We start from the raw sequence: 20996 nt of genomic DNA on the forward strand, positions 1-20996 counted from the left end.
CTTACGCCTCGACCCTTCCCTATTTGCATCGCCACTCGAAAAGAAAAAGGCGACCCTAAGGGCCGCCTTCCTCCTTTTCCTATTCCTTCCTGGCCTCATTGCTGAGGCTTTAGATCCAAAATGTAAGGAGCCTCCCTGGTCACGACGAACTCGCCTTTATTCCCGCAGGTCTCGAACGCGACCAGCTTCCTCGTTTCGGAATAGTCCGCGACCTCGAGAACGACGAAACGCGGGCCGCAGGACTTGGCGACCTGAAGCATCAGCTCGCAAGTTTCAGCCGAATCGCTTGCCAAAGAGGGCGCGATGGGGGCAGAGTCCCTGAATCTTTGACATCAAACCAAACAGGAGCGACCTAATAACTGTTGGTACGAAACGTCTGCTGTTCTCAGGCATCGCGACGCCGCTATTTCCATAGCTTCGTAAGAGGGCCGTCCTCTCCAAAAACGGGGTCGGCGCTGGGTAGCGGCACTTGCTTGATATTCTCGTCGGCTTGCGGACGATCGCCCTTTCGGCCACGAAGCACGTCGGCGTCCTGGCCTTTTGGATACCCGCCAACGACATGGAAATCCGGACTCGAACCGAGGTTTTGGTGGCCCACGCCGGCCGGGATAACCACCACGTCCCCAGCTTGCACTTCGACGGTTTTCCCCTCCGTGTGCCCGAGTCGGATTGACGCCCGCCCTGCGTAGATGCCAAGGACTTCGTGCGCCGTGCTGTGGTAGTGGGGAAACTCGTACACTCCGTAGCGCCACGCTGCTCGCCAACCGTTGCGAACGTACATCGCCTCGACTTCCTCAGGATCCCGTGAACCGGCCCCTCGGTAAAGGAGTAGCGGCAAAGTCGGGTTGTTCGGGATAGCGCCTGAGTCGCCAAACAAGTGTGTTTCCGGCTCAATCACGCAACCCATCTTCCACGTTGCCCAATCGACGGCAAGAAGAGAACGAGAAGGGCTTTATCGGGACAGGTATTAGATCTTTCATCTTTGGTAGTCACTGAAGAGCGCAATGCAGACGACCACAACGCTTGAGGGCATCCTGATCAGGCCTACGCAGTGGAAATGGAGAAATGGAGGGGCTGCCTGAAGGCTCGTATCCAGTGGCTTTGCCGGAAGCGATTGGTTTGGCGTCGGGAAGCGGAACAGTGAAAGAGCTGGCGTGATCGAGCGGTATCGGTCACTGATTGAAGCCTTATGCTGCCCCATCACCGTGACGCGATTCAGGCTTTCCTCGCTCGCTACGAGGAAAAGGCTGAGTTCATCGGCATCTTGCTCGCTGGGTCATTGGCTCACGGATACGCCCAGGAACATTCGGATATTGATATCATTCTCATCGCCGACGAAGCCGCGTTCCGCAAACACGCCGTGGACAACAAGCTGGCGTTCAGCATCAAGGACGTTTGCCGGTATCCGCAGGGCTACGTCGACTGCAAGGTTGTTTCTCTCGCTTCCCTAAAGGATATCGCTGAACGGGGCAGCGACGCCGCTCGCTTTGCCTTCAAGGACGCCCGCATCCTTCGCTCGAGCGCCCCGTCGCTCCCCTCGCTGATCGAGGCCGTCTGTCGTTTCCCGATCGAAGCGATCGAGGAACGTCAGCACCGGTTTGCAAGCCAACTGCTCGCGTGGAAATGGTACCTCAGGCAAGCGGAGGAAAAAGGCAGCAGCTACTTGCGCCACCTCGCCTGTCAGAAGGTTGCGCTTTTTAGCTGCCGTCTCATTCTGAACCGAAACCAACGGCTGTTCCCGTATCACAAATGGCTGTTGCAGGAAACGAAACGAGCGGAGGCCCAGCCTCCCGGATTTCAGGATCAGCTCGCCGCATTTCTCGAAAACCCGACTTTCGATCAAGCCCAGGTCATCACTGACCAACTTCTGGCATTTCTCGGAAACACGGAGAGCGAAATCGACTGGCCCAATCAGTTCATGACCGATAGCGAGCTCAATTGGAAAGACGCTCCGCCTCCCATCGATGATCTATGAACCCGAGGTCGTGTCCTTCCTATCGGAGATGCCAACGACAAAAGTATCTACACATCTGATACATAATTGTAATAGCTCTCCTAGAATAATCTTTGCAATGGAGACCTATGCGGGAGCGGGTGTAGCGTCTACGGCGTTCTCGGTTCGATGCAGAGCGTGCCCGGAGGTCCCGCTCCACCGCCATGAAGACTAGAGAGCCAGTCTACAATGAGCAAAGCTCTGACACTTGTCTTTTGACCCGACCACCTGACTATGCTTGCTTGGTCAACGGATCCCGAAACCCTTGTGTGAAAAGAAAAGAGCAAAAGCCAAACCATGGAATCTGACGCCGCTTCGTTTACGAATCCCCAAATAAAAACCGGTGAGCTCCCTCGCTGGGAGGAGGTCATGATGGAACCGCTGGCAAAGGCCGCCCCCTGGGAGCTGTTTTGGCAAACGTGCATTGTTTATCTCGTTTTCGGGCTCGCGACGGTCGTGGCATTATTTACCCTGCCGCTCCCTTTTTTCATTCGGCTAATCGTTCTGCTGGCGGGGCTTTTTTCCTTTATTGCCATTCAGTGGTATCACTTTAGGGAGCACAGGCAGAGGGGCGTGGCCCTGCGCGACAAAGACGTTTTGTTCAAGAAAGGCTTGTGGTGGCGCGAGCGCGCCGCGCTTCCCCTCAACAGAGTCCAGCACATCGAAATCCACCGAGGTGTGATTGAGAGAAAACTCGGTCTAAGCACGTTGAAATTGTACACCGCTGGAGGATCTGGTGTGGACCTGCAGATCAGCGGCCTTGAGAGCGACCGCGCCGATCGCATGAAGCAGTATATCCTGGAGAAGACGAGAAGTGAAGTATTTGAGCAATGAATACGGAACGGATATCAACCCAAGAGGAAAGCGATTGGCTTAGGCTTTCGCCGGTTTCGATCATATTCTTCATTATTAAGTTCACTGTGCTTTTCGTGAAGCGTTGGCTGGTCAATGTCGTGCCAGCGCTGGCTGCGGTCGCTTTCTTCTCCGAAAACAAGCTATTGCTGCTCAGCATCGCCCTGCCCGTCATCGTGTTTCTGGTCACGGTCTATAGCATGGTATACTACTGGCATTTCACGTTCTGCGTTCGTGATGGCAACATTCGGATACACCAGGGGGTATTCGCCAAGCAGTACCTCAATCTTGAGTTCGCTCGCATGCAGAACGTGAACATCGTCAAGCCACTGTACTTTGCTCCCTTCAAGGTGGTGAACTGCGTCATCGAATCCGCAGGATCCAAGGCCACCGAAGTCGAGCTTCCAGGAGTCGACGAGGCATTTGCTCTGGAACTGCAAAGCGAGGTATTCGCATCCGATACCCCGGATGTGGAAAGGGAGCCCGTCAACGCCAAGGATGGCGCAGCCCCCTTTCTGAAGCTCTCAAACTGGGAAATCGCCAAATCCGGGCTGACCAGCTACTTCGCATTGGTCATATTCGCGGCGATCGCCCCGTTTCTCGGGAATATAGGAGAACGCTTATCCGACACGATCATTCCCAAGGTCCTAGGGGCTCTCGAACCCATCGTTGGGAACAAGATCATTGCGGGAGGTCTACTGATCGTCGCAGCCGTATCCCTTTATATAATACTCATCATAACAGCTTCAATGGTTGGCGCCTTGATCCGCTTCTACGGCTACGAGCTTCACAATCAAGACGACAAACTCGTGCGCGTGACGGGATTGTTCGAGAAAAGATCCACCACCTTGAAGAAGTCGAAAATACAGGCGATCACCATCTCGCAGAATGTCGCGGCGCGCCTTCTCGAACGGATACAGCTGCAATACAGCCAAGTGGGAGCGAGACAAACGAAGCAAAGCGACTCGAGCATCCTGATTCCAATCCTCCTTCCCAAAGAGGCGGAAAGGCTGACCTCCCTCGCATTCTCGGATTGTCCTGAACCGAAATTCGAGCCAATCCACCCCAGTTATCTCTACCGAGTGTTTCTCTACTTCTGGGCAATTCCTGCGGTGTGTATCGTATCCATTTTTTCGATTCTGCTGAGTGGATACTTTGTGATTTCCCTGATCGCTCTTGTCCCTGTTTTCGCCGTATTAGTCCTCCGCCGTCGCAGGTACGGCTTTTGGCACAATGACGAGTATGGAGCGATAAGGCAGGGAATGCTTGGGCAAACGGTCACGCTTTTTCCGCTGCATAAGTGCCAGCTAGCGAAGGTCAGCCAAAGCCGTGGGCAAAGAGTCCGCGGACTAGGAAATCTCACGGTTCAACTCGGATCGGGAATCGTATCCATCCCCTACCTTCCCATTCCCGTGATAAACCGATTTGTTGACCAAACCCTTTACAAAGTTGAGAGCAGCTCGAAGGCCTGGATGTAAAACGAGTGACCGGACCTTCGCTATCGAGCCCAGAAATCAGCCGCCAAAAGGCGCCAGGAATCTGGTCCTTAAAATCCTGCCTTATATGGCAGGAGCCCGTGGGGGAGTTTTTGCGCCTCTTGTGGCTAAATCTCAAAGCCCTCCTGGCGAGGGCAAGCGGTCAAACGTCAAATCTCCGAGAACGCCTTCCTTGTTTCGAAAAGGTAAAATAGGGGGGCGGACCCGCGTACGGTTATCGTGGAGAACAGGTACGTACCGAGTCTAAGAATTTGAATACAAAGATCGAGCGCCTTCGAACTGGAAGCTATGCCGTCTTTATATGCGCCAGCTAGTTCGAATCGGGTCCTCGGTTGTAGAACGGTACCAGCTGGTTGAGATGCCCTTCGATGATTTTCGCAATGTGCCCAGCATCCATGCTTCCCTTGTGGAGTTCGAAAACGGCAACGAGCAAGGCCAGCTCGATATCGGATGGCTTTGCGGAAACGCCCTTCATCTCCTTGAGGATCTCCAAGGCCTTGCGCTCTGCGCGTTTGTAATCTTCAAAATTCTTCTCTTGCGGCGTCGACATGACCGAGACAAGAACCGAGCAAGTCCAAGGAGGTCAACTTGTAATGCCCCGCCCTCGATCTGCCCTCCCTGCCTCAATTGGCTCCACGTAATCAACATCCCTGCCGCGAGCAGCGGGTATGCATTTGCGCATTCGAAACAAGCCCTTCTGTAGGGCGGGGCGCTGACCCGCCACCCTGGTTTGTCGCCTCAACGCGGCGACCTGCAGGACGCCGCAAGCGTCGGGGTGTGGGAACCAAAACGAATCAAGGGAATCAGGCGACGAGCGACCAGCCTTCCATGGTCTCCCACCCTACTTCCTCGCTTACCTGCGGTGCCAGGCTCGCACCCTGGCCGATGCCAGTCCTAGAGCCTTAGCATGGCACGAAAGAGGTGTACAACTTTCCAGCGAGATTGATGCTCGGAGTCTTTATGTAGGGCCTTGGAAATCCTCCTGCACTGTGGATGATCGCGTCCGGAGGCCACGATCCACCATCAGGTTTTCCGCCTTCGGCGGGTCGGAGGGAGCCTTTGAGCGCCGTTTCGCTAAGCCCGCTAGAATCCACGCGCCATGCGTCCACTGTGGCGAATTCGCTGCTGCTTCGGCGCGGGCGGAGTCTCGAGGTGAAGGCTGTACCATTCGTCCCCCAAGCCTGCGTTGGAGAAACTCTTTTCGCGATTGTTGGAGAGGTGTTCCCAGTTGCGAGTAAAGGTGTCCACTCCGGTGGCCTTTTTAGCCTTCAACAAGACCCGGCGGGCTTCATCCGGCTCGCCAACCTTGACGTAGATCCACGACATCAAGCCGTACAGCAACGTGCCGCGAGCGCCCCAGAACCACCTAATCTGGCGCTTGAAGACTTTTTTCGCCCCCGCCACATCGCCATTCTGATAACGGCGGGCCATCCTCATGGCCACCGTCATGGGGTCCATCATCAGCGGGCCTCTCAAGAAACCGCAGGTGGCAAGGATCTGATCAGCCTGGTCGAACTCCTTGAGCTGGTAGTGAAACTGCAAGCGCATGGTCGCGATCTGTCGACCCGTGAGCACTGACCACTTCTTGAAGGGTTCGAGTCGCTTGGTGAACGCTAGCCCCTCCTTTAACATGGCCCTCTGATCCGTTTCGAGCTGGCGTTGCAGCTGCTTAGCGTTTCCGCCGGGCTTGGTCTGGAACTGCTGCACCTTGTGCTTCATGCGCCTCTGAGCGACTTGCATGCTCGCCTGCAGCTCGCCCTGGACCTTGGACATCTTTTTCCGAACGAAAAATCCGACCAGAAAAAACGCGCCAAGAAATCCGAGGCTGCTAAGGAAGACCGTCATCCCGGTACTTGCCTGCGAGGCGATCAAGGCGCCGGCTATTGCGGCGGAGACCAGCGCTGAAATGAGAAGTGAAAGCATGTTCTGAGACCTTTTCGTCGAGTGAAGTTAATCCGTACTGCGGCTTTTCCAAAGATGAGAGTGACCAAGAGGTCAACCCGCAATGTCTTTGAAGCGAGCCGCCAACGGTTCACAGCGTACCCGTACATTGCATAGTCGCGAGACCGAGGCATGGCCCGCGCGAGCAGCAAGTTAGCAAGATTCCTTTTTCATCTTTCCTAGGTAAGCATAGGTCAGCGCCCTCCCCCCCAGATCGTCATGGCGAATGTGTCGACCGAACCTGCAACTTGGAAAAAATGGAAGGAAACGGGCCGCAGCATGGAATGAAAAGAAGATCAAAGCTCCCTTTGCCCGCAAGGGGTGGATACAGCGAGTTGCTTTTGAATCCACTGGAACAACTCCAACCTTACCTCATCCCCGCTCCCATCTGTGACAATCTGTGCAGATCCATGGATAAGAAGCCTATACAGGACGCAGAGAGAACTGCTTCTGTTTTGGCAGTTTCAGAACTGGGAAGCGAGCAGTCGAACACGCCTTAACGATTGCGCACCGATCAATCGTTGCCTATAGAACCATCCAGAATGGTAGCCTAGAAAATGCAAATATCATCCCATCGTCACTTTCCCAAGCGCCCCGCTGAAACCCTATCGGTTTCAGAACGACTCATCGAAAAGAAACACGAGGACTATACCAAGGCCTGCATTAGGTACCGCAACCTCTACTACTTCACTCGGCTGTGCGCTGGCTTGAGCGCGGGAATTTTGCCTTTCGTGGTTCACTCCAGCCCCAACATCGCCATTGGTCTTTCCATCGCAGTCGTTGTCGCCACCGTTCTCGATTCCGTTTTCAACCCGAAGGACAAGTGGAAGACCTTTTCGCGCGCCACCGATTTGCTGGCGATCGCCCGGCTCAAGGCTTCGGGAGAATACGACAAGTACGCGAACCAGTTGAGCATTCTCGCAGCGACCGAAAACGCCCATCTCGAGCAACTCGTAAATCTGGACGAAATCATCGAACAGAACAGAGGTCGCGAGCCGCAATCGCGAGACTAGATAACCAACGGGGTCGATGGATACCATGAGCACTGCCCTTGAGGACATCTTGGTAAACGCTTATTCAATCGAGATGGAAGCCTACTTGAAGGCCCATCCGGAAGACTTCCCGGAAGCGATTGAGCTAGCGTTGGGCGACCGTGAACGGTACTCATGGCGAGCGGCCTGGCTGATGGGCAACTGTATGGAGGTGGATGACGAGCGTGTGCGCGGCTCCGTGGACCGCATCGTCGCAGCCATGCCAGGAAAGCCCGACGGGCACTGGCGCGAGTTGATGAAGATCGTATCCAAAATGCGCTTAAACGACGAGCAGGAGGGACGCTTGTTCGAGATGGCGATGCAGCAGTGGCAGGACCCCGAGAAACAATCCTCAGTGCGATGGAAGGCCTTTCAGTTCATCGCGGCGATGGTGGACAAATACCCGGAGCTGGCAGCAGAGGTAAGACTCGTGCTCCGACCGGAATTGATCGACCAGTTGTCTCCGGGGGTCCGCAGATCCGTTTCACGTGAGGCCAGGAGAATGCTGGCGCTGAAGCCTGTGTGAGATGGTCATTTGTGTAGGGACTCATTTGTCAGAAGGTAAATCCCCGCGTCAGCCTTAGCCTAGCTCCAATGGCCCCAGTGGGGACGAATCATATTCCTGACGGTGCTGAGGATGGCAGTGGCTTCCAGGTACTTACTCCATTCCCTGAGCTTACGTGCTATTAGGTAGCTGTATTTGACAGCTTTTCTCTGAAAAGCACTCTCGATGGCGACTCATCTCCTCGAGTACGACGACCCTTCCCAGCAACATCCCATGCGTTTCCCTTTCCCCTTCTTCCTCCTCATTGCCCTTCTCGCCCCTCTTTGCTCGGCAGACCAATTGAGCGAAGCGATAGACATGCCGGAGTTGTCCACCACAACCGGGGGCAACGGCACGATCACCGCCCAATCGGCGACTACTCACGATGGTGTCGACGCGGTCGAGTTGAGCACCATCGCCAATCAGAACGAGTTCTGGTTTCAGACGACCATCGAGGGTCCTGCCACGGTCTCATTCTACTACAAGTTTTCTCCGGACCGCATCAGCAACTGGGCAGGATTCTACATCGACGGAAGCCAGCAGATGCAGGACCACTTTGGATACTATGTAGGAACCCGATATGGGTTCAACTGGACCCGACATGAATACGAAATCCTTTCTGAAGGCAGCCACACGCTAAAATGGTCGGTGAGACACGGCTACTATGTCGATGATGACACCAAGGCGTGGGTTGATGAGCTGGTCGTTAACCGAGCCCCTATCATCATGGAGCAGCCGAGCCCAGTGAACGTCGACGAGGGAGAGCCCATCGAACTGAGCATCGATGTGAACCTTCCGGAAAAAGTCACCTATCAATGGAGGCAAAACGGTGAGCCGATTTCGGGTGAAACCGCCTCGACGCTAACGATCGATTCCGATCAAGTTTCGAGCACCGGGGTCTACGATGTGGCGGTCAGCAACGCCTACGGAGTGACCTACTCTACCCCGGTCGACGTTTTCGTCTTCTCTCAATTCGGAGAAGCGATCGAGCAGCCTGACCTGGAATGGCACACCAGCGGCATCGGCTGGTCTCCTCAATCCGCGACCAGCCACGACAGCGTTGATTCGCTGGAATTGGATTCGCGTGAGACTCCGAAGGAAATCTGGTTTGAAACCTCTATAAACGGTCCTTTTGCGCTATCTTATTGGTGGAAGCTCGAGAAAGAAATCGATGGGGACAAGATCGAACTGGAGGTCAACGGAACTCCTGTCGAACTGTATTCAGGAAACGGAGACTGGACGGAAGCGAATTACGAAACCTCGCAAGTCGGGGCGCACGATGTGAGATGGACCTTCACCCCGGATCCGAGCACCGACAAGGACTACAACACCTTCGGATGGGTCGATGAATTGGATATCGAATACATTCCATCCATCGTCGCACCGCCCCAGGACGTCGCGGTCGATGAAGGCGATCCGGTGACGCTGGAAGTGACCGCTGTGGCGGAAACGGCCATCGCGTATCAATGGTATCACGACGGGCAGCTTATCGCTGGGGAAACGAGCTCGCAACTGAGCATAGCCGAATCGTCGTTGGGCGATGCCGGCAGCTACCACGTCGTGGCCTCGACGGGAAGCCGCTCGGTGGAGTCTGAGACGGCAACCGTCCAAGTCCTGCGCGGTTTTTCGGAAGCGGTTGAACTCTCGGGTATAGATTGGGTCAGAAGCGTGCCGAGCTGGTACGCGCAGACCGATGAAACGCACGATGGCGTCGACGCCCTGGAAACCGTTTTGAACAACGGTTCGGAGAAATCTTCTCTGGCGCTCAAAATTGAGGGGCCTTTCGAGTTCTCGTTTTGGTGGCGCCAAAGCATGGCAAACTCCGCCGAAGAAATACGCTTTTTCGTGGATGGCGAAGTGGTGGCTTCGAAACGCGGCGACTCGAGTTGGTCGCAGGAAACCTACACCGGGCTGGAGAGCCGCAGCTACACGCTCGCCTGGGAATACCAAAAACACTATGCCGGCTCCTCCTCTGCCGCCTACCTAGACGAGTTTCAGCTTTCCCAAGCCCCTATCATCACCGAGCAACCGGAGTCCTGGTATTTCGCTGAAGGCGAGGATGTGACTTTTTCAATACAGGCGGTGAGCCACTCTCCTGTTTCATACCAATGGAGAAAGGATGGAGTCGATATCGAGGGAGAAACCGCTTCGTCCCTAGCCTTTAGCAACGTCCAAGCCGAGGCGTTGGGAGAGTATGACGTCGTCTTAACCGCCACGGAAGGCGAAACCATTTCCGATTCGTTCGAAATCATGGATACGGAATCGTTTGGCAAATCTGTGGACCAGCCGAATCTGGTTTGGAAAACAAATGGCGACGAACAATGGCTGATCGGCTCCAATGCGACGGATGGGAGCAGATCATCGCTTAAGAGCGGCGACATTTCGGGGAACGGCACGACTTGGCTATCCACGGTTGTCGAAGGAGAAAGCGAGCTCAGCTTCAACTGGAAAGCCTCGACAGAAGCATGCTGCGACCGGCTAAAGCTGTATCTCGATGGAGCGCTGATCGGCGAGCTGCGCGGCGAGGAAGATTGGACTTCGTTTTCCTATTCGATTCCCGCGGGACTTCATGAGCTGAAATGGGAATATTCAAAAGACGAGAAAGACGACGCCGGGCAGGATTCCGTCTGGATCGATAGCGTTCAGCTCGCCCCGATCGTGACCGGCTTGACTTCCGACCTCTCGCTCTTCGAAGGACAGGACCTGCATCTGTCAGTATCCGTGGCGGGCGATTTCGATTTGAGCTTCGCCTGGAGTAGAAATGGCGAAGCGATCGAGGGAGCGAACGCGGCGGAGTTCGACAAGACAGGAATCCTGCGAGATGAAGCAGGAGACTACCGCGTGCTCGTTACTTCGGATTTCGGTCACGCTCTGTCGGCCCCTGTTTCAGTGGAGGTGGTCGATTTCGGAGCGGCGATCGGTCAGCCTGATCAAAACTGGGATTTCTCGGCGCCGACTTGGACGATTAGCGAAGACTTCGAGGGGCGAACCGTCGCCCTAGCCGAAAGCCTGAGCGCAAACGAGCAGCGATGGTTCGAGCATAAGATCGAAGGCTCGGCAACCGTCGAGTTCGATTGGTATCTGTCCACCGACGACGGTGACGAACTACAGGTATTCGTCGACGGAATACAGCAGTCCCTTTCAGCTCCCTCGGAGAGCTGGACAAAAGCTCAATTCGAAGTGCCTGGCGACGGGGAGCACAGTCTTCGTTGGGGTTTTGCAGGAAGCGCCGCAGAAACTGGCTCGGCTGACTTCGCTGCAATCGATTCCATCGAAATCGATCAAACGCCAAGCATTCTCTCTCAGCCGCATCAAATCGTGGTAGAGGAGAGCCACACGCTGGAATTCGAAGTGGTCTCAGAAGCGAGGGGCACCCTCTCCTACCAATGGTTTCAGGATGAAGTAGCGATTCCCAGCGCTACGACCGCCACCTTTACCATAGACAATGCGTCCGCTGATCACGCTGGAACTTATCAATTGTCGCTGAGCACCAAGCATGACACCGTGCTGTCCGCTCCGATCGATGTCATCGTGTCCGAGCCCCTCGCCTCAGGACTCGATGTGGAGGATCTGGAAATCATATCAGGGACACCGCAACGCTGGTATACCGACAAGGCATTCGGTTCAGATGGAGAAGATTCCGTTTCAGTGGTCGCGTTGGAGGTAAACGAGACAGCTGAATTTTCCTTCGAGCGCACGGGGCCCTTTTCCCTCTCGTTTGACTATTGGATGGGATCAGTTGAAGGGGAAGATCATGAGCTCCTTGTGCGCATCGATGGAGAAAACGAACTACGATTCTCCGAATCAGACAACTGGAAGAACGTCGAGATCACGTTCCCCTATAGCGGAGCCCATGAGCTAAGCTTTTTGACGACGCGGCAGTCTGAGTCAGCGACAGCTCCCGAAGTCTGGATCGACAACCTTCGGGTCGCGCCACTAAGCGCAGTGGAAACGGACTCAGCTCTTTGGGTGCTCGAATCCGGTGGCAGCGCCGCAGGCTATGAAAACATCGGCAGTATCCAAGATCCGGATTTCGATGGACTCGCCAACCTGCTAGAGTTTTGGCTCCAATCGGCCCCATTCGATTTCGATGATCTGATTCGCTTCGAGATTTCAAACTCGGAAGATGCCACCAGAGCGCGTGTCGGTATCGAGATCGCCGATACGATGCTTGAGCGCTTCGAAATAGAGGTTGAAGCCTCTTCGGAGCTGGGCACCTGGGAGAGAATCCAATCCACCAAAACGTATGAGGAAGGAACGTTGTGGCTCGCTATAGACTCTGAGATCACCGAAGGCAGCCGGTTTTTCCGGCTGCTCGTTCGAGACGTCGCTCCCTAAATCGAACAGCCCGAAGCTTACCTCGGTACCGAAGGACGCTGCCGCTCCTCAGCGAAGCAAGCTGGCCCATGCCAAATTGGCGAAAGGCCGAGGAGAGCGTACCGGAATCGGCGTCTGGTTTGTTAGATGTGATTTCGAATCGAAAGTCGCTATCTCCCGATCACCTTTCAGATAGATTGAATTCCCTGTCTTTCTCTTTCCCGAGGAGATTGCTGAGGCCGTCGAACAGCTTGCTGAGATCGACCGACCCGACCTCTGGAACGTCAGCGTCACGACCTCCATCGTATTCTCCTGACCAGAATCGTTGATCTGCTCGTTCGATGTAGAGCTTCTCCAGCCTTAAGCGCCGCCGCGTTTCCGATTCATTTCGCAGGGAGTCGTTGGCTTCAGTTCGAAGGGCCAAATCGAAACGCTGGTAGAGGTCGAAGTCCAGAGGGCTTACCTCGACCGCCCTGAGAGTGAAAACCTGGAGATCCGGGTCCTCATCTCGGTCTGCTTCCTCAAGCTCCTGATTCTGCCTTTCCGCTTCGAGCTTCGTAAACAAACGATCGAGCTCAGCTTCGCTGTAGACGAGGCTGCCACCGGTATTCAAGCGTTCGCTGTTCGCTGGCAAACTTGTATCAGAATCCACTTCTTTCAGCGGCGAAACGACCTCGTTGGCAGAGACAGAGGGCGAAGCGGCAGCAAAGACCGCTAAGCAAACTACCAGACATGTACCTGGTAGGCATTGGAGCTGGGGATACGGGCAAGGCATTGAAGAACAAGAGGAAGACTCGCTTTAGTATCCCAGCAACGGTTTTTGTTTCATGCTCTGTTCGATGAGGTCGAATCTTTTGCCGAAACCACAGATGCCTAAGATCGATCAAAGGTCGGTGAGTCCGTCGCTCGACTGCTAGTCACTTCCTGCTTTCCGAGGTCAAATAGCGTCAGCCGAGAAAAGACTTCGTCGCAACTCTCCACACGTATCGCCACCGTGTTCCTTCGTAGTGGTTAAAAGAATACGTCTCCGAAATCGACTCTGGTCGCGAATAGATTCGCCCCAGCGCTTTGTGCCGCTCTTTGCGTTCTTTGCTCCCGATGTGGCTGAACTGGAAAATTCTCTGCCCAATTTGCAGTATTTCCGTTATCGGAAAGCGTATACTTGACGAAGCTAATGCTTTCGAAAGAGCGAACGCTTGCTTCGAAGCCCGATACGCCAAAAGCTAATCACTTCGTTAACCTCATGACGACGGCCTCAAGAAAACGAAGGCCTAGTCCCTAGCCAACCACCTATCTTGTATGAAAAACCGATTCCTGTTTCTTCCTCTCAGCCTCGCCCTCGTTCTATCCGTTTTCGCTGAGCATCATGAGCATAGCGGCGCAGGTCACGCAGAAAACTCTAACTCCTTGTTCCAAGCGACATTCCTAGGTGGATACGATTACGCTATCGGCCACCTGATGCAGCTCGCGGAAGCGATTCCGGCAGACACGTACGATTGGGCCCCAGCTGAAGGCGTGCGCACAGTTGAGAAAACGCTGCTACACGTCGCAGCGGCAAACTACATGCTCGCCGCTAAGCTCGGTGCCACCCTTCCAAGCGGCGTCGAACCAATGTCTATCGAAAGCAAAGACCACGACAAGGAATCAGCGATCGAAACTCTCAAGGCATCCATCGACTTAGCAAAGAAAACAATCGCTGAGCTCGAAGAAGAAGACCTCGCAACCAAAGTTGAGTTTTTCGGTATGCAGCAAAACAAGATGTTCATCGTGTTGACGATTGGCGCGCACGCCAACGAGCATCTGGGTCAACTCATAGCCTACGCACGTTCCAACGATATTACTCCTCCTTGGAGTAAATAAGGACGCTTGTTCGACTCCTCATGGTGTCTGCGTCCTCTGGGTTAAACTAACTTGCGCCTCGGGCTGCCGTGCTAGTGGGACGGTGCGAATGTCGCTCACTCCTCGACCATGCTCAGATCTCCGCTCGTTTTCGGGAAGTCGATTTCTGTTTCGGCTCCTGATGGCCAGCGTATCCAGATTTTCGCTTCAGAAGATTTCTCAAAGGGAGCGGAGAGAAAAACGGCCGAGGTCGATTGACTGGCATAGCCGCCACCGGCCTGGACTTCCGAAACCTGCCATACCTCGTCGCCACTGCCTACGACTATTCGTGCGCCAATGGCGTTCGGATTGCCTTTGCTGCCTCGAAGTCGCAACGAAACGAAAATCTGGCCCTCGGGCTTGATCGCGGCGAAAGCTAGCGTCGATTGATTGTTGCGAGTGACGATGGCATCGGGTTGATGATCTCGGTTCAGATCGAGCAACGATAGCGCTTTAGCGTTTCCGGGTACCTTCCAACCACTTTCTGTCAGGGGCACGGGCTCGAAGTCGCCCTTGCCGTCGCCCCGAAGCAGCCAGCCCAACCCGCCGTCGAAACGACCTTGGGCTGGGATGGGAGAATAGTCGTTGTGGGCGACTAAAAGGTCGCAATGACCGTCTCGGTCGAAATCCGCCGCGACCAATCCCTGCGCTGGAGAAATCTGAGCGAGACGCGGCAATGGTACGAAGGCGTAGCCACCGGAGGGCTGACTGAGCAATACGCCACTTCGCAGCTCGCTTGCCTCGTAGAGCGTCGCTGCAGCGAGTGCGTCTTCTCCCAAAATCTCCTCGAGTGTCGCTGCCGCGAAAGCGTCATTCGAGGGAAAGCGCTTGAGCACTTCGGGAATCTTCGAGGCCAGTTCCCCGCGACTGGCGACGGGATATAGTGTTCGCTCGTCGTTGTAAGCCAATACCAATTGAGGCTCTCCTCCTTGAGAGAAGTGGTCGACGAAGAGCTTCATGGGGAACTCACGTGTGGCGGAGTACAACGTATTCAGACCTTGATTACCCAGGGCATAGTCAAGTCTTCCATCGTGATTGAAATCCGCCGAAGCGAGCGAATTCCAGAGACCAGTGCCAGCTGAGTCAAATCCCCACTCCGTGGATACGTCTTCCATCGACTGGCCTTGCAGATTGCGGAAGAAACGAATGCCTCCCCATTCCAAGGCAACCACCAAATCGATCCATCCATCGCCGTCGACGTCGCTAGCCAGGGCCGAAGTGACCAGACCAAGCTCGCCGAGCTCCGGGGCGAAACGATCTGTCTCATCCGCGAGACGACTGTCCCGTTGAAAAAGCAGGGCGCTATAGGCAGGTTCCGGATAGTAGCCAGGGAACAGTCTGCCACCTAGGAAGAGGTCCAGTTTCCCGTCCCGATCGAAGTCCGCTGAGACCGCTGCGCCCACGCTGATCGGGAGTGATGGGAGATAGCCATCCGGAGCCGGGCTGAACGAGCCTTGTCCATCGTTGAGCCACAGTCGCGGTTCGTATTCAGGCTCCTCGGCAGGAAGGGCCGCGCCACCCGCTGTAAAGAGCAGGTCGTTGGCTCCGTCGCCATTGGCGTCGAAAATCAGCGGCGGTCCATCGTTGATAAACGGCGCGTTGCCGAGCGAACCTGTATCCAAATTTTCGTAGTGGCCGTTGGCGCGTCGCAATACCTTCGCTCCATCGCGAGCCGTCGCTCCAATGACGATTTCGTCGATGCCATCTCCGTCGAGGTCGCCAACCGCCAGTCCAGGGCCACGTCGATTGAATCGGCGCGGTAGAAGGGGCTGGGAAACGGTGCCCTCCCTCTCCTCCTCGCGCTGCACGATATCGAGTCCTAAGGAAGTGGATACCTCTTCAAACTGGGTCGTATCCGGTGCTGTCGATTGAAGCTCCTCGATCGGCCCTTCCTCAGGTTCGGCGATGGTATAGCGCTGGCCGGTGGCTAGGTCCTCGAAGGTCTGTATGCGACCACTGGGCCAGACGATTTTGAGGCGGTCGATACTTTCTTCTTCGCCGAATCCGAAATGGGCGATCGGCTCGCTGGTGGAGAGATAACCACGAGCCGAGATGAGCTGTCTGACCTGCGTTCCCGATTTGGTGGTGGCCTCTAGCCGAGCTCCCAATCCGTAGCGGTTCGAAGCAGTCCCGCGCAGGGCAATGGTCACGGTGTTCCCACCCTGACTGTCGTTTCTCAGAATCGTCGGACCTTCCTTGAAATTGGTGAAAACGATATCGAGATCGCCATCGCCATCGAAATCTCCCATGGCCGAGCCAAAACTCACGCCGAACTTGTCGAGGCCCCACTCTTCGCCAACCTCCTCGAAGCGCAGCCCGCCTCGATTGGCGTAAGCGAGGTTCTTGTTTTTCCAGACCGGGGCCGATTTGGCGACTGCCCGGCGGGCGTTTACGCTCGTAGCCGATAGCCGCTTCGTCATGAGGTCGACGTTGTTTTGCTCGTTATCCATCCCATTGGTCACGAACAGGTCCAGCCGCCCGTCATTGTCGAAGTCCTCGAAACGTGGAGACCAAGTCCAATCCGTACCTTTGAGTCCTGCCATGATGGCGGCTTCAAGACTGCGGTCCGATCCAGTATTCAAATACAAGGCGTTATCGAGAATCTGTATGGCTGTATCCAGTTTCTCATTCTTCCCGTCGTGACCGATGGCTCGCGACTCCGCTTGGCCGCGTTGTTCGAGCTCGTGAGTGCTGCCAGCCATATCCGCAACAAAGAAATCGATATCGCCATCGTTATCGACATCCCCCAAGTCCGACCCCATGGAGGAATAGGTAGTGTGCGGCAGCGCTTGGTCGATGACGTTGGTGAAGGTTCCATCACCATTGTTTCGATACAGGAAATCCGGTGGGGAGAAATCGTTGGCGACATAGAGGTCGAGCCAGCCATCACCGTTTTGATCCCACCAAGTCGCGGAATGACATCGGGTTGGCTGAGAACTAATGCCGGCCTCTTGGCTTACATCGCGAAAAACGCCGTTTCCCTCGTTGTGGAACAGATAGTCAGGCCGCCCGTCGCTATGGTGATCATCCATGAGATTGGTCTGGATGTAGACGTCCAACCAACCGTCGCGATCGTAGTCGGCGAAACAGGCCATGCCGGAACCGTCGACCAAAGCCAATCCGCGCTCTTCCGCTTCGTCGCGAAAGGTGCCGTCTCCTTGGTTGATAAAGAGCTGGTTAGCGGCGGCGAGGCGGCAGACGTAGAGATCGAGCAAGCCATCGTTGTTCACATCGACAAAGGCGGCGCCCTGCTTCCACTCCCCGCTCTCGTCCAAGACGCCCGCAGCATCCGTCACGTCTTCGAAACGCCAGTCGCCAAGGTTGCGGAAGAGGCGTCCGGACTCGATTTTGCTTACAATGAAGATATCCGAACGACCATCTTCGTCGTAGTCGCCTACAGCCACTCCCGTGCCTATACTGCCAAGTTGATAGACCCGATAGCGCTCGCCCCACATTCGCGGATCGTCGTATCGATTTGTAGTTGAGATCCCAGTACTCTCATGAGGGAGCTCGGTGAAAAGCGTCTCACCACTTGCGTGGGAACGAGGAGCAAACGGCGCTGCGCTGAGCGATTCCGCTATTTGCCCGCGAACAGGCAAGATGCACAGGATCAGCAGGATCGGGAGACACAATTTGAAATGGCGGAGAGCATTCTTGCTCGCATTTCCTGCGGCGAGGGGCAGTCTCGTGATTTCCATTTTTGAAATAGCCTATGAGTGACCCCTTGCTCACCGACTAGTCAAGTGGATTGCGCGTCGCCCCTTATCACTACCAAATCACCTGAACGCACGCCGCGCCAATGTCTTCTTCTGTCCCAGATCCCGCTCGCCCTAACTCTTCACTCGTCTCCCATCTTTGGTGGATCCTGCTACTTGCCGCTCTGGCCCTGTTGTGGCTGGCTACCGAACGCCGCATCGATCGCGTCAACGCCATCACCGAATCGCCCACTTGGTCGGTCGATGCGCCAGAACGCGACGCCAGCAGCCCCACTGGCTACGCGCTGGGACAGCGTAGGCTCATCACACCGGGCCATCACAGCCCGAGCTTCGCTTGGATCATGGAAGCCCAGAAATCCGTGGAGCAAGGCGCTTGGCGTATCCGCCACATCGACTACGACGCGGCGCCCGATGGACGCGATATCAAGCGGACCGCGCCTTATCGCTGGTGGCTAATCTCAGTTGGTTGGCTATACGGGACCATTCAGGGGGAACCGCTCGGCTACTCCATCGAGCGCGGTACCCTCATCGCCGATCCCATTCTTCTGGCCTTGATGCTCGTGCTCGGGGCCGTCTACAGCGCTCGGTACATCGGCACGTTCGCAGCCATCGGCTTCATTCTAGGAGGCATCTGCCTTTTTCCGCTCTCGGCCAACTTTCAGCCCGGAGCTCCGGATCCGCATTCGCTCGCTTGGCTGCTCGCTCTAGGCAGCGTTTTGCCGTTGCTCAATTCGGCAGAGAAAACCGGAGACCGGAGGCGCGTGCATTTCGTAGCGGCCGGCGTGATCGGCGGGCTCGGGTTTTGGAACAACGCTACCAGCCAAGCCCCTCTTTTGCTCGCCGTTTTTCTTGGGGCGGTCGGCTATGAATTCGTGCGCAGCCGCGGGAATGATCCAGCGCCAGCAGCTTCGTCTCACTGGAGAGCTTGGGCCTTGGCTGGGGCGGCGACCACGCTCGCGGCAAGTCTATTCGAGTTCGCTCCCGACCACCTAAGCTGGTCGCTCGATGCGGTCAATCCCTTGCATGCGGTGATCTGGTGGGGAATGGGCGAAATGGCGCGGGCCGCGGGAACTTGGTTTCGACAGGGAAACCAAAGCTTCAATTGGCGATCGGCGGTTCTGCTCGGCTTAGCTGGAGTAGCGATCGCATGTTGGCCCGTGGTCGGAGTGTTGAGCGAGTCTGGTTCATTGCTCGCCAGCGATTCCTATGCCCGCGAATTGGCCAACCATCACAGCGGCGGCTCTGAGCTGAGCCTTGGCGTTTGGCTCAGCAACGCCGACATCGGGCCGAAGCTGGCTCTGCTGCTGCCCTGCGGGCTCTTGTTTGCCCTAGCAGTACGCTTTTTCTTGGGAAATCGCGCCTCAGAGGGACGCGGCCGCCTCGTATTCATCGCCATCCCAGCGATCGTCGCGCTGGCTCTGGCCTGCCTGCAGCTCCGCTGGTGGAATCTCTTCGACGTGTTGGCGTTGCTCGCTTTGACCATGCTGTTTGCGGAAAGCGACGCCCGCGACTTCGCCACCCGAGCAAAGGCCTTCGGATTGCTCCTGCTCCTCCTGCCTGGACTCTTCGTGGGCTTTCCTGCGGCGATCAAATCCGGAGTAGCGGCCGACATTTCCGAAATGGAAACCCGCGCTTTGATCGCCCGCGACTTTTCGTATTGGCTCAACAAACGGGCAGGCACGGAGCCAAACGTCCTCTTTTCCGCTCCGCTTTTCTCAGGCGCCGCGGCCTACTACGGAGGATTCGATGTGGTCATTTCGAACGATGGAGAGAACAAAGCCGGTTTTTCGACCGCGGTTCGCCTCGCCAGCTCGAGTTCCGCCAGAGAACTTCCCATCCTTATCGAATCGACCGGAATCACCCACATCGCACTGCCGCTTTGGGATTCCATCATGGATCACTTCGCCCGCCTTGGAAGAGGCGTGCCCGGAAACCAGCCACCGCCGCCAGAAGCCTTTTCCGTTTCCCTCAAAAACTACAGTCTTCCCAATTGGATGCGCCCGATGAACTACGCGGTTTCGTCGGAGGAGCAATTTAGAGGGTATGCGCTCAACGCCTACGAAGTGGCGAAGGAAGAAGAGACCGATGTGGCGATGAGCCGACTGGCGGATTTCTTCGTAGAACGCAGGCAACTGGGGGCGATGCGGTCCATACGGGAGGCGCTTCTGAAATTTCCCCGCAGCGTGCACGCGAAGGCGGCGATCGCCAATATCGACTTAAATCTCGGCGATCAGGCTGCGTTCGAGCAATCGCTCCAAGACCTGATTCCAACCCTTTCGCGGCGCTCGGCCCGCGATCTGCCTGCCTACCGGCGTATCAGCCTCGGTTTTCTATTGATTCAAGCCAAGCAGATCGAGTTGGCTCGCGAGCAGATCAGTCGCTGCTTGGAGACGCTCGACGTCGAAACGCTGCGCAGTCTTACCCCGATCGCTACCGCGCGACTCATCGCCCTTAGCAGAGCCCTTGAGATCCCGTTTCCGAATCAGGAATTGGAAGCGACCGCGTTGGAGCTCATCCCGCCAAAGATCCGCGCGAGCCTGTAGGGTGGATTGCCAGTCGACGCTGAAAGTGATTCAACCCAAACAGGTCACCGACCCGACGAGGCATCAGCAAGGCCGCTTGGTTCGCTCCCCTCGACTGCTGATTACCCTCGACTCTGTTCCCCGATGAATCGACTCATCCGTCTTCGCTTCGAATAGCGTGCCTTAGGCTTTCAGGCCTGGCACTTCTCTTTCCGCTCCTACTACAAACCTGATGTCAAAACTCCCAACATGGGGTCCATGTCGAAATGGGAAACAAAGCCGATCCTATTCGTCTGCCTCCCGGTACCCTCGCGATACTGTCGCTCACTAGCCATCGTCTCGACTATAGCGTGTCGACCCCGTGCACGCGAACTCGGTCCGATCACATCGCGAATCATGCAATTGTATCCAGTTCTGAAATACCCCTTGTATTCAGTGACTGATTGTTTTTCCGATTCCTGGAATGTTCCATGATTTGGATACGAATTAGCCGGCAAACCTTCATCGCTCCGACCTGCAGCCTCCTCTAGCCGTTCAGCCTAGATCGGTTTCAAGCGCAGTCGCACGTCGTATCGCGCTAGCTCGGCCATGTCCAGTGCCAGAGCGCGTTCTCTGCGCTATGACGAAAATTCATCATCTTTTTCTTAACCGCCGGTGCGGCCTTTCGGGTAACTCCCCTTGACAATCTACACAAAGAAGGTTTCTG

The 20996-nt window shown here is 55.7% G+C and carries 13 protein-coding genes; 8 read left to right on the plus strand and 5 right to left on the minus strand.

Annotation, left to right across the window (positions count from 1 at the left end; translation table 11 throughout):
* Window positions 1-403: 403 nt before the first annotated feature.
* Window positions 404-781 carry a cupin domain-containing protein gene (locus tag QEH54_RS20350; protein WP_309020557.1) on the minus strand — a complete coding sequence of 126 codons (378 nt, stop codon included), beginning with the start codon at window positions 779-781 and terminating at the stop codon, window positions 404-406.
* A 408-nt stretch (window positions 782-1189) separates the two neighbouring features.
* Here QEH54_RS20350 and QEH54_RS20355 point away from each other — a divergent pair, with 408 nt between their 5' ends.
* From QEH54_RS20355 to QEH54_RS20365, 3 genes are all read left to right on the plus strand, one after another.
* Window positions 1190-1975: a nucleotidyltransferase domain-containing protein gene (locus QEH54_RS20355; RefSeq protein ID WP_309020558.1), complete on the plus strand. Its 786-nt coding sequence runs from the start codon at window positions 1190-1192 to the stop codon at window positions 1973-1975.
* Between the two features lie 315 nt (window positions 1976-2290).
* Window positions 2291-2827 (plus strand): PH domain-containing protein, encoded by a 537-nt coding sequence (locus tag QEH54_RS20360; RefSeq protein WP_309020559.1) that lies wholly within the window; start codon window positions 2291-2293, stop codon window positions 2825-2827.
* Window positions 2824-4323 (plus strand): PH domain-containing protein, encoded by a 1500-nt coding sequence (locus QEH54_RS20365; protein ID WP_309020560.1) that lies wholly within the window; start codon window positions 2824-2826, stop codon window positions 4321-4323. Before QEH54_RS20360 ends, QEH54_RS20365 begins: the two co-directional genes overlap by 4 nt.
* Before the next feature lie 328 nt (window positions 4324-4651).
* On the opposite strand, the gene QEH54_RS20370 is transcribed toward QEH54_RS20365, so the two are convergent.
* A complete protein-coding gene (locus QEH54_RS20370) occupies window positions 4652-4891 on the minus strand; it encodes a hypothetical protein (RefSeq protein WP_309020561.1) in 240 nt (79 codons plus the stop codon).
* Between the two features lie 533 nt (window positions 4892-5424).
* Window positions 5425-6264 (minus strand): hypothetical protein, encoded by an 840-nt coding sequence (locus tag QEH54_RS20375; protein ID WP_309020562.1) that lies wholly within the window; start codon window positions 6262-6264, stop codon window positions 5425-5427.
* 575 nt (window positions 6265-6839) lie between these two features.
* On the opposite strand from QEH54_RS20375, the gene QEH54_RS20380 reads away from it, so the two are divergent.
* The 3 genes from QEH54_RS20380 to QEH54_RS20390 all read left to right on the plus strand — a co-directional run bounded on the left by QEH54_RS20380 (window position 6840) and on the right by QEH54_RS20390 (window position 12195).
* Entirely contained in the window at window positions 6840-7295 is a 456-nt protein-coding gene (locus QEH54_RS20380) for a DUF4231 domain-containing protein (RefSeq protein ID WP_309020563.1), read from the plus strand.
* Window positions 7296-7320: 25 nt separating this feature from the next.
* Window positions 7321-7839 (plus strand): hypothetical protein, encoded by a 519-nt coding sequence (locus QEH54_RS20385; RefSeq protein ID WP_309020564.1) that lies wholly within the window; start codon window positions 7321-7323, stop codon window positions 7837-7839.
* A gap of 204 nt (window positions 7840-8043) precedes the next feature.
* A complete protein-coding gene (locus tag QEH54_RS20390; RefSeq protein WP_309020565.1) occupies window positions 8044-12195 on the plus strand; it encodes an immunoglobulin domain-containing protein in 4152 nt (1383 codons plus the stop codon).
* Between the two features lie 160 nt (window positions 12196-12355).
* Here QEH54_RS20390 and QEH54_RS20395 read toward each other — a convergent pair whose 3' ends face one another.
* On the minus strand, window positions 12356-12826 hold the full coding sequence (locus tag QEH54_RS20395; protein WP_309020566.1) for a hypothetical protein: 471 nt from the start codon (window positions 12824-12826) through the stop codon (window positions 12356-12358).
* A gap of 647 nt (window positions 12827-13473) precedes the next feature.
* Here QEH54_RS20395 and QEH54_RS20400 point away from each other — a divergent pair.
* On the plus strand, window positions 13474-14034 hold the full coding sequence (locus QEH54_RS20400) for a DinB family protein (protein WP_309020567.1): 561 nt from the start codon (window positions 13474-13476) through the stop codon (window positions 14032-14034).
* A 95-nt stretch (window positions 14035-14129) separates the two neighbouring features.
* Here the strand turns inward: QEH54_RS20400 and QEH54_RS20405 are convergent, their stop codons facing one another.
* The gene (locus tag QEH54_RS20405) at window positions 14130-17750 is read right to left on the minus strand and encodes an FG-GAP-like repeat-containing protein (RefSeq protein WP_309020568.1); all 3621 of its coding nucleotides are present in this window, start codon (window positions 17748-17750) and stop codon (window positions 14130-14132) included.
* A 101-nt stretch (window positions 17751-17851) separates the two neighbouring features.
* Between QEH54_RS20405 and QEH54_RS20410 the strand changes: the two genes are divergently transcribed.
* A complete protein-coding gene (locus QEH54_RS20410) occupies window positions 17852-20311 on the plus strand; it encodes a hypothetical protein (protein ID WP_309020569.1) in 2460 nt (819 codons plus the stop codon).
* The last annotated feature ends 685 nt before the right edge of the window (window positions 20312-20996 follow it).

This window comes from Pelagicoccus sp. SDUM812003, assembly GCF_031127815.1.
Lineage (GTDB): Bacteria > Verrucomicrobiota > Verrucomicrobiia > Opitutales > Opitutaceae > Pelagicoccus.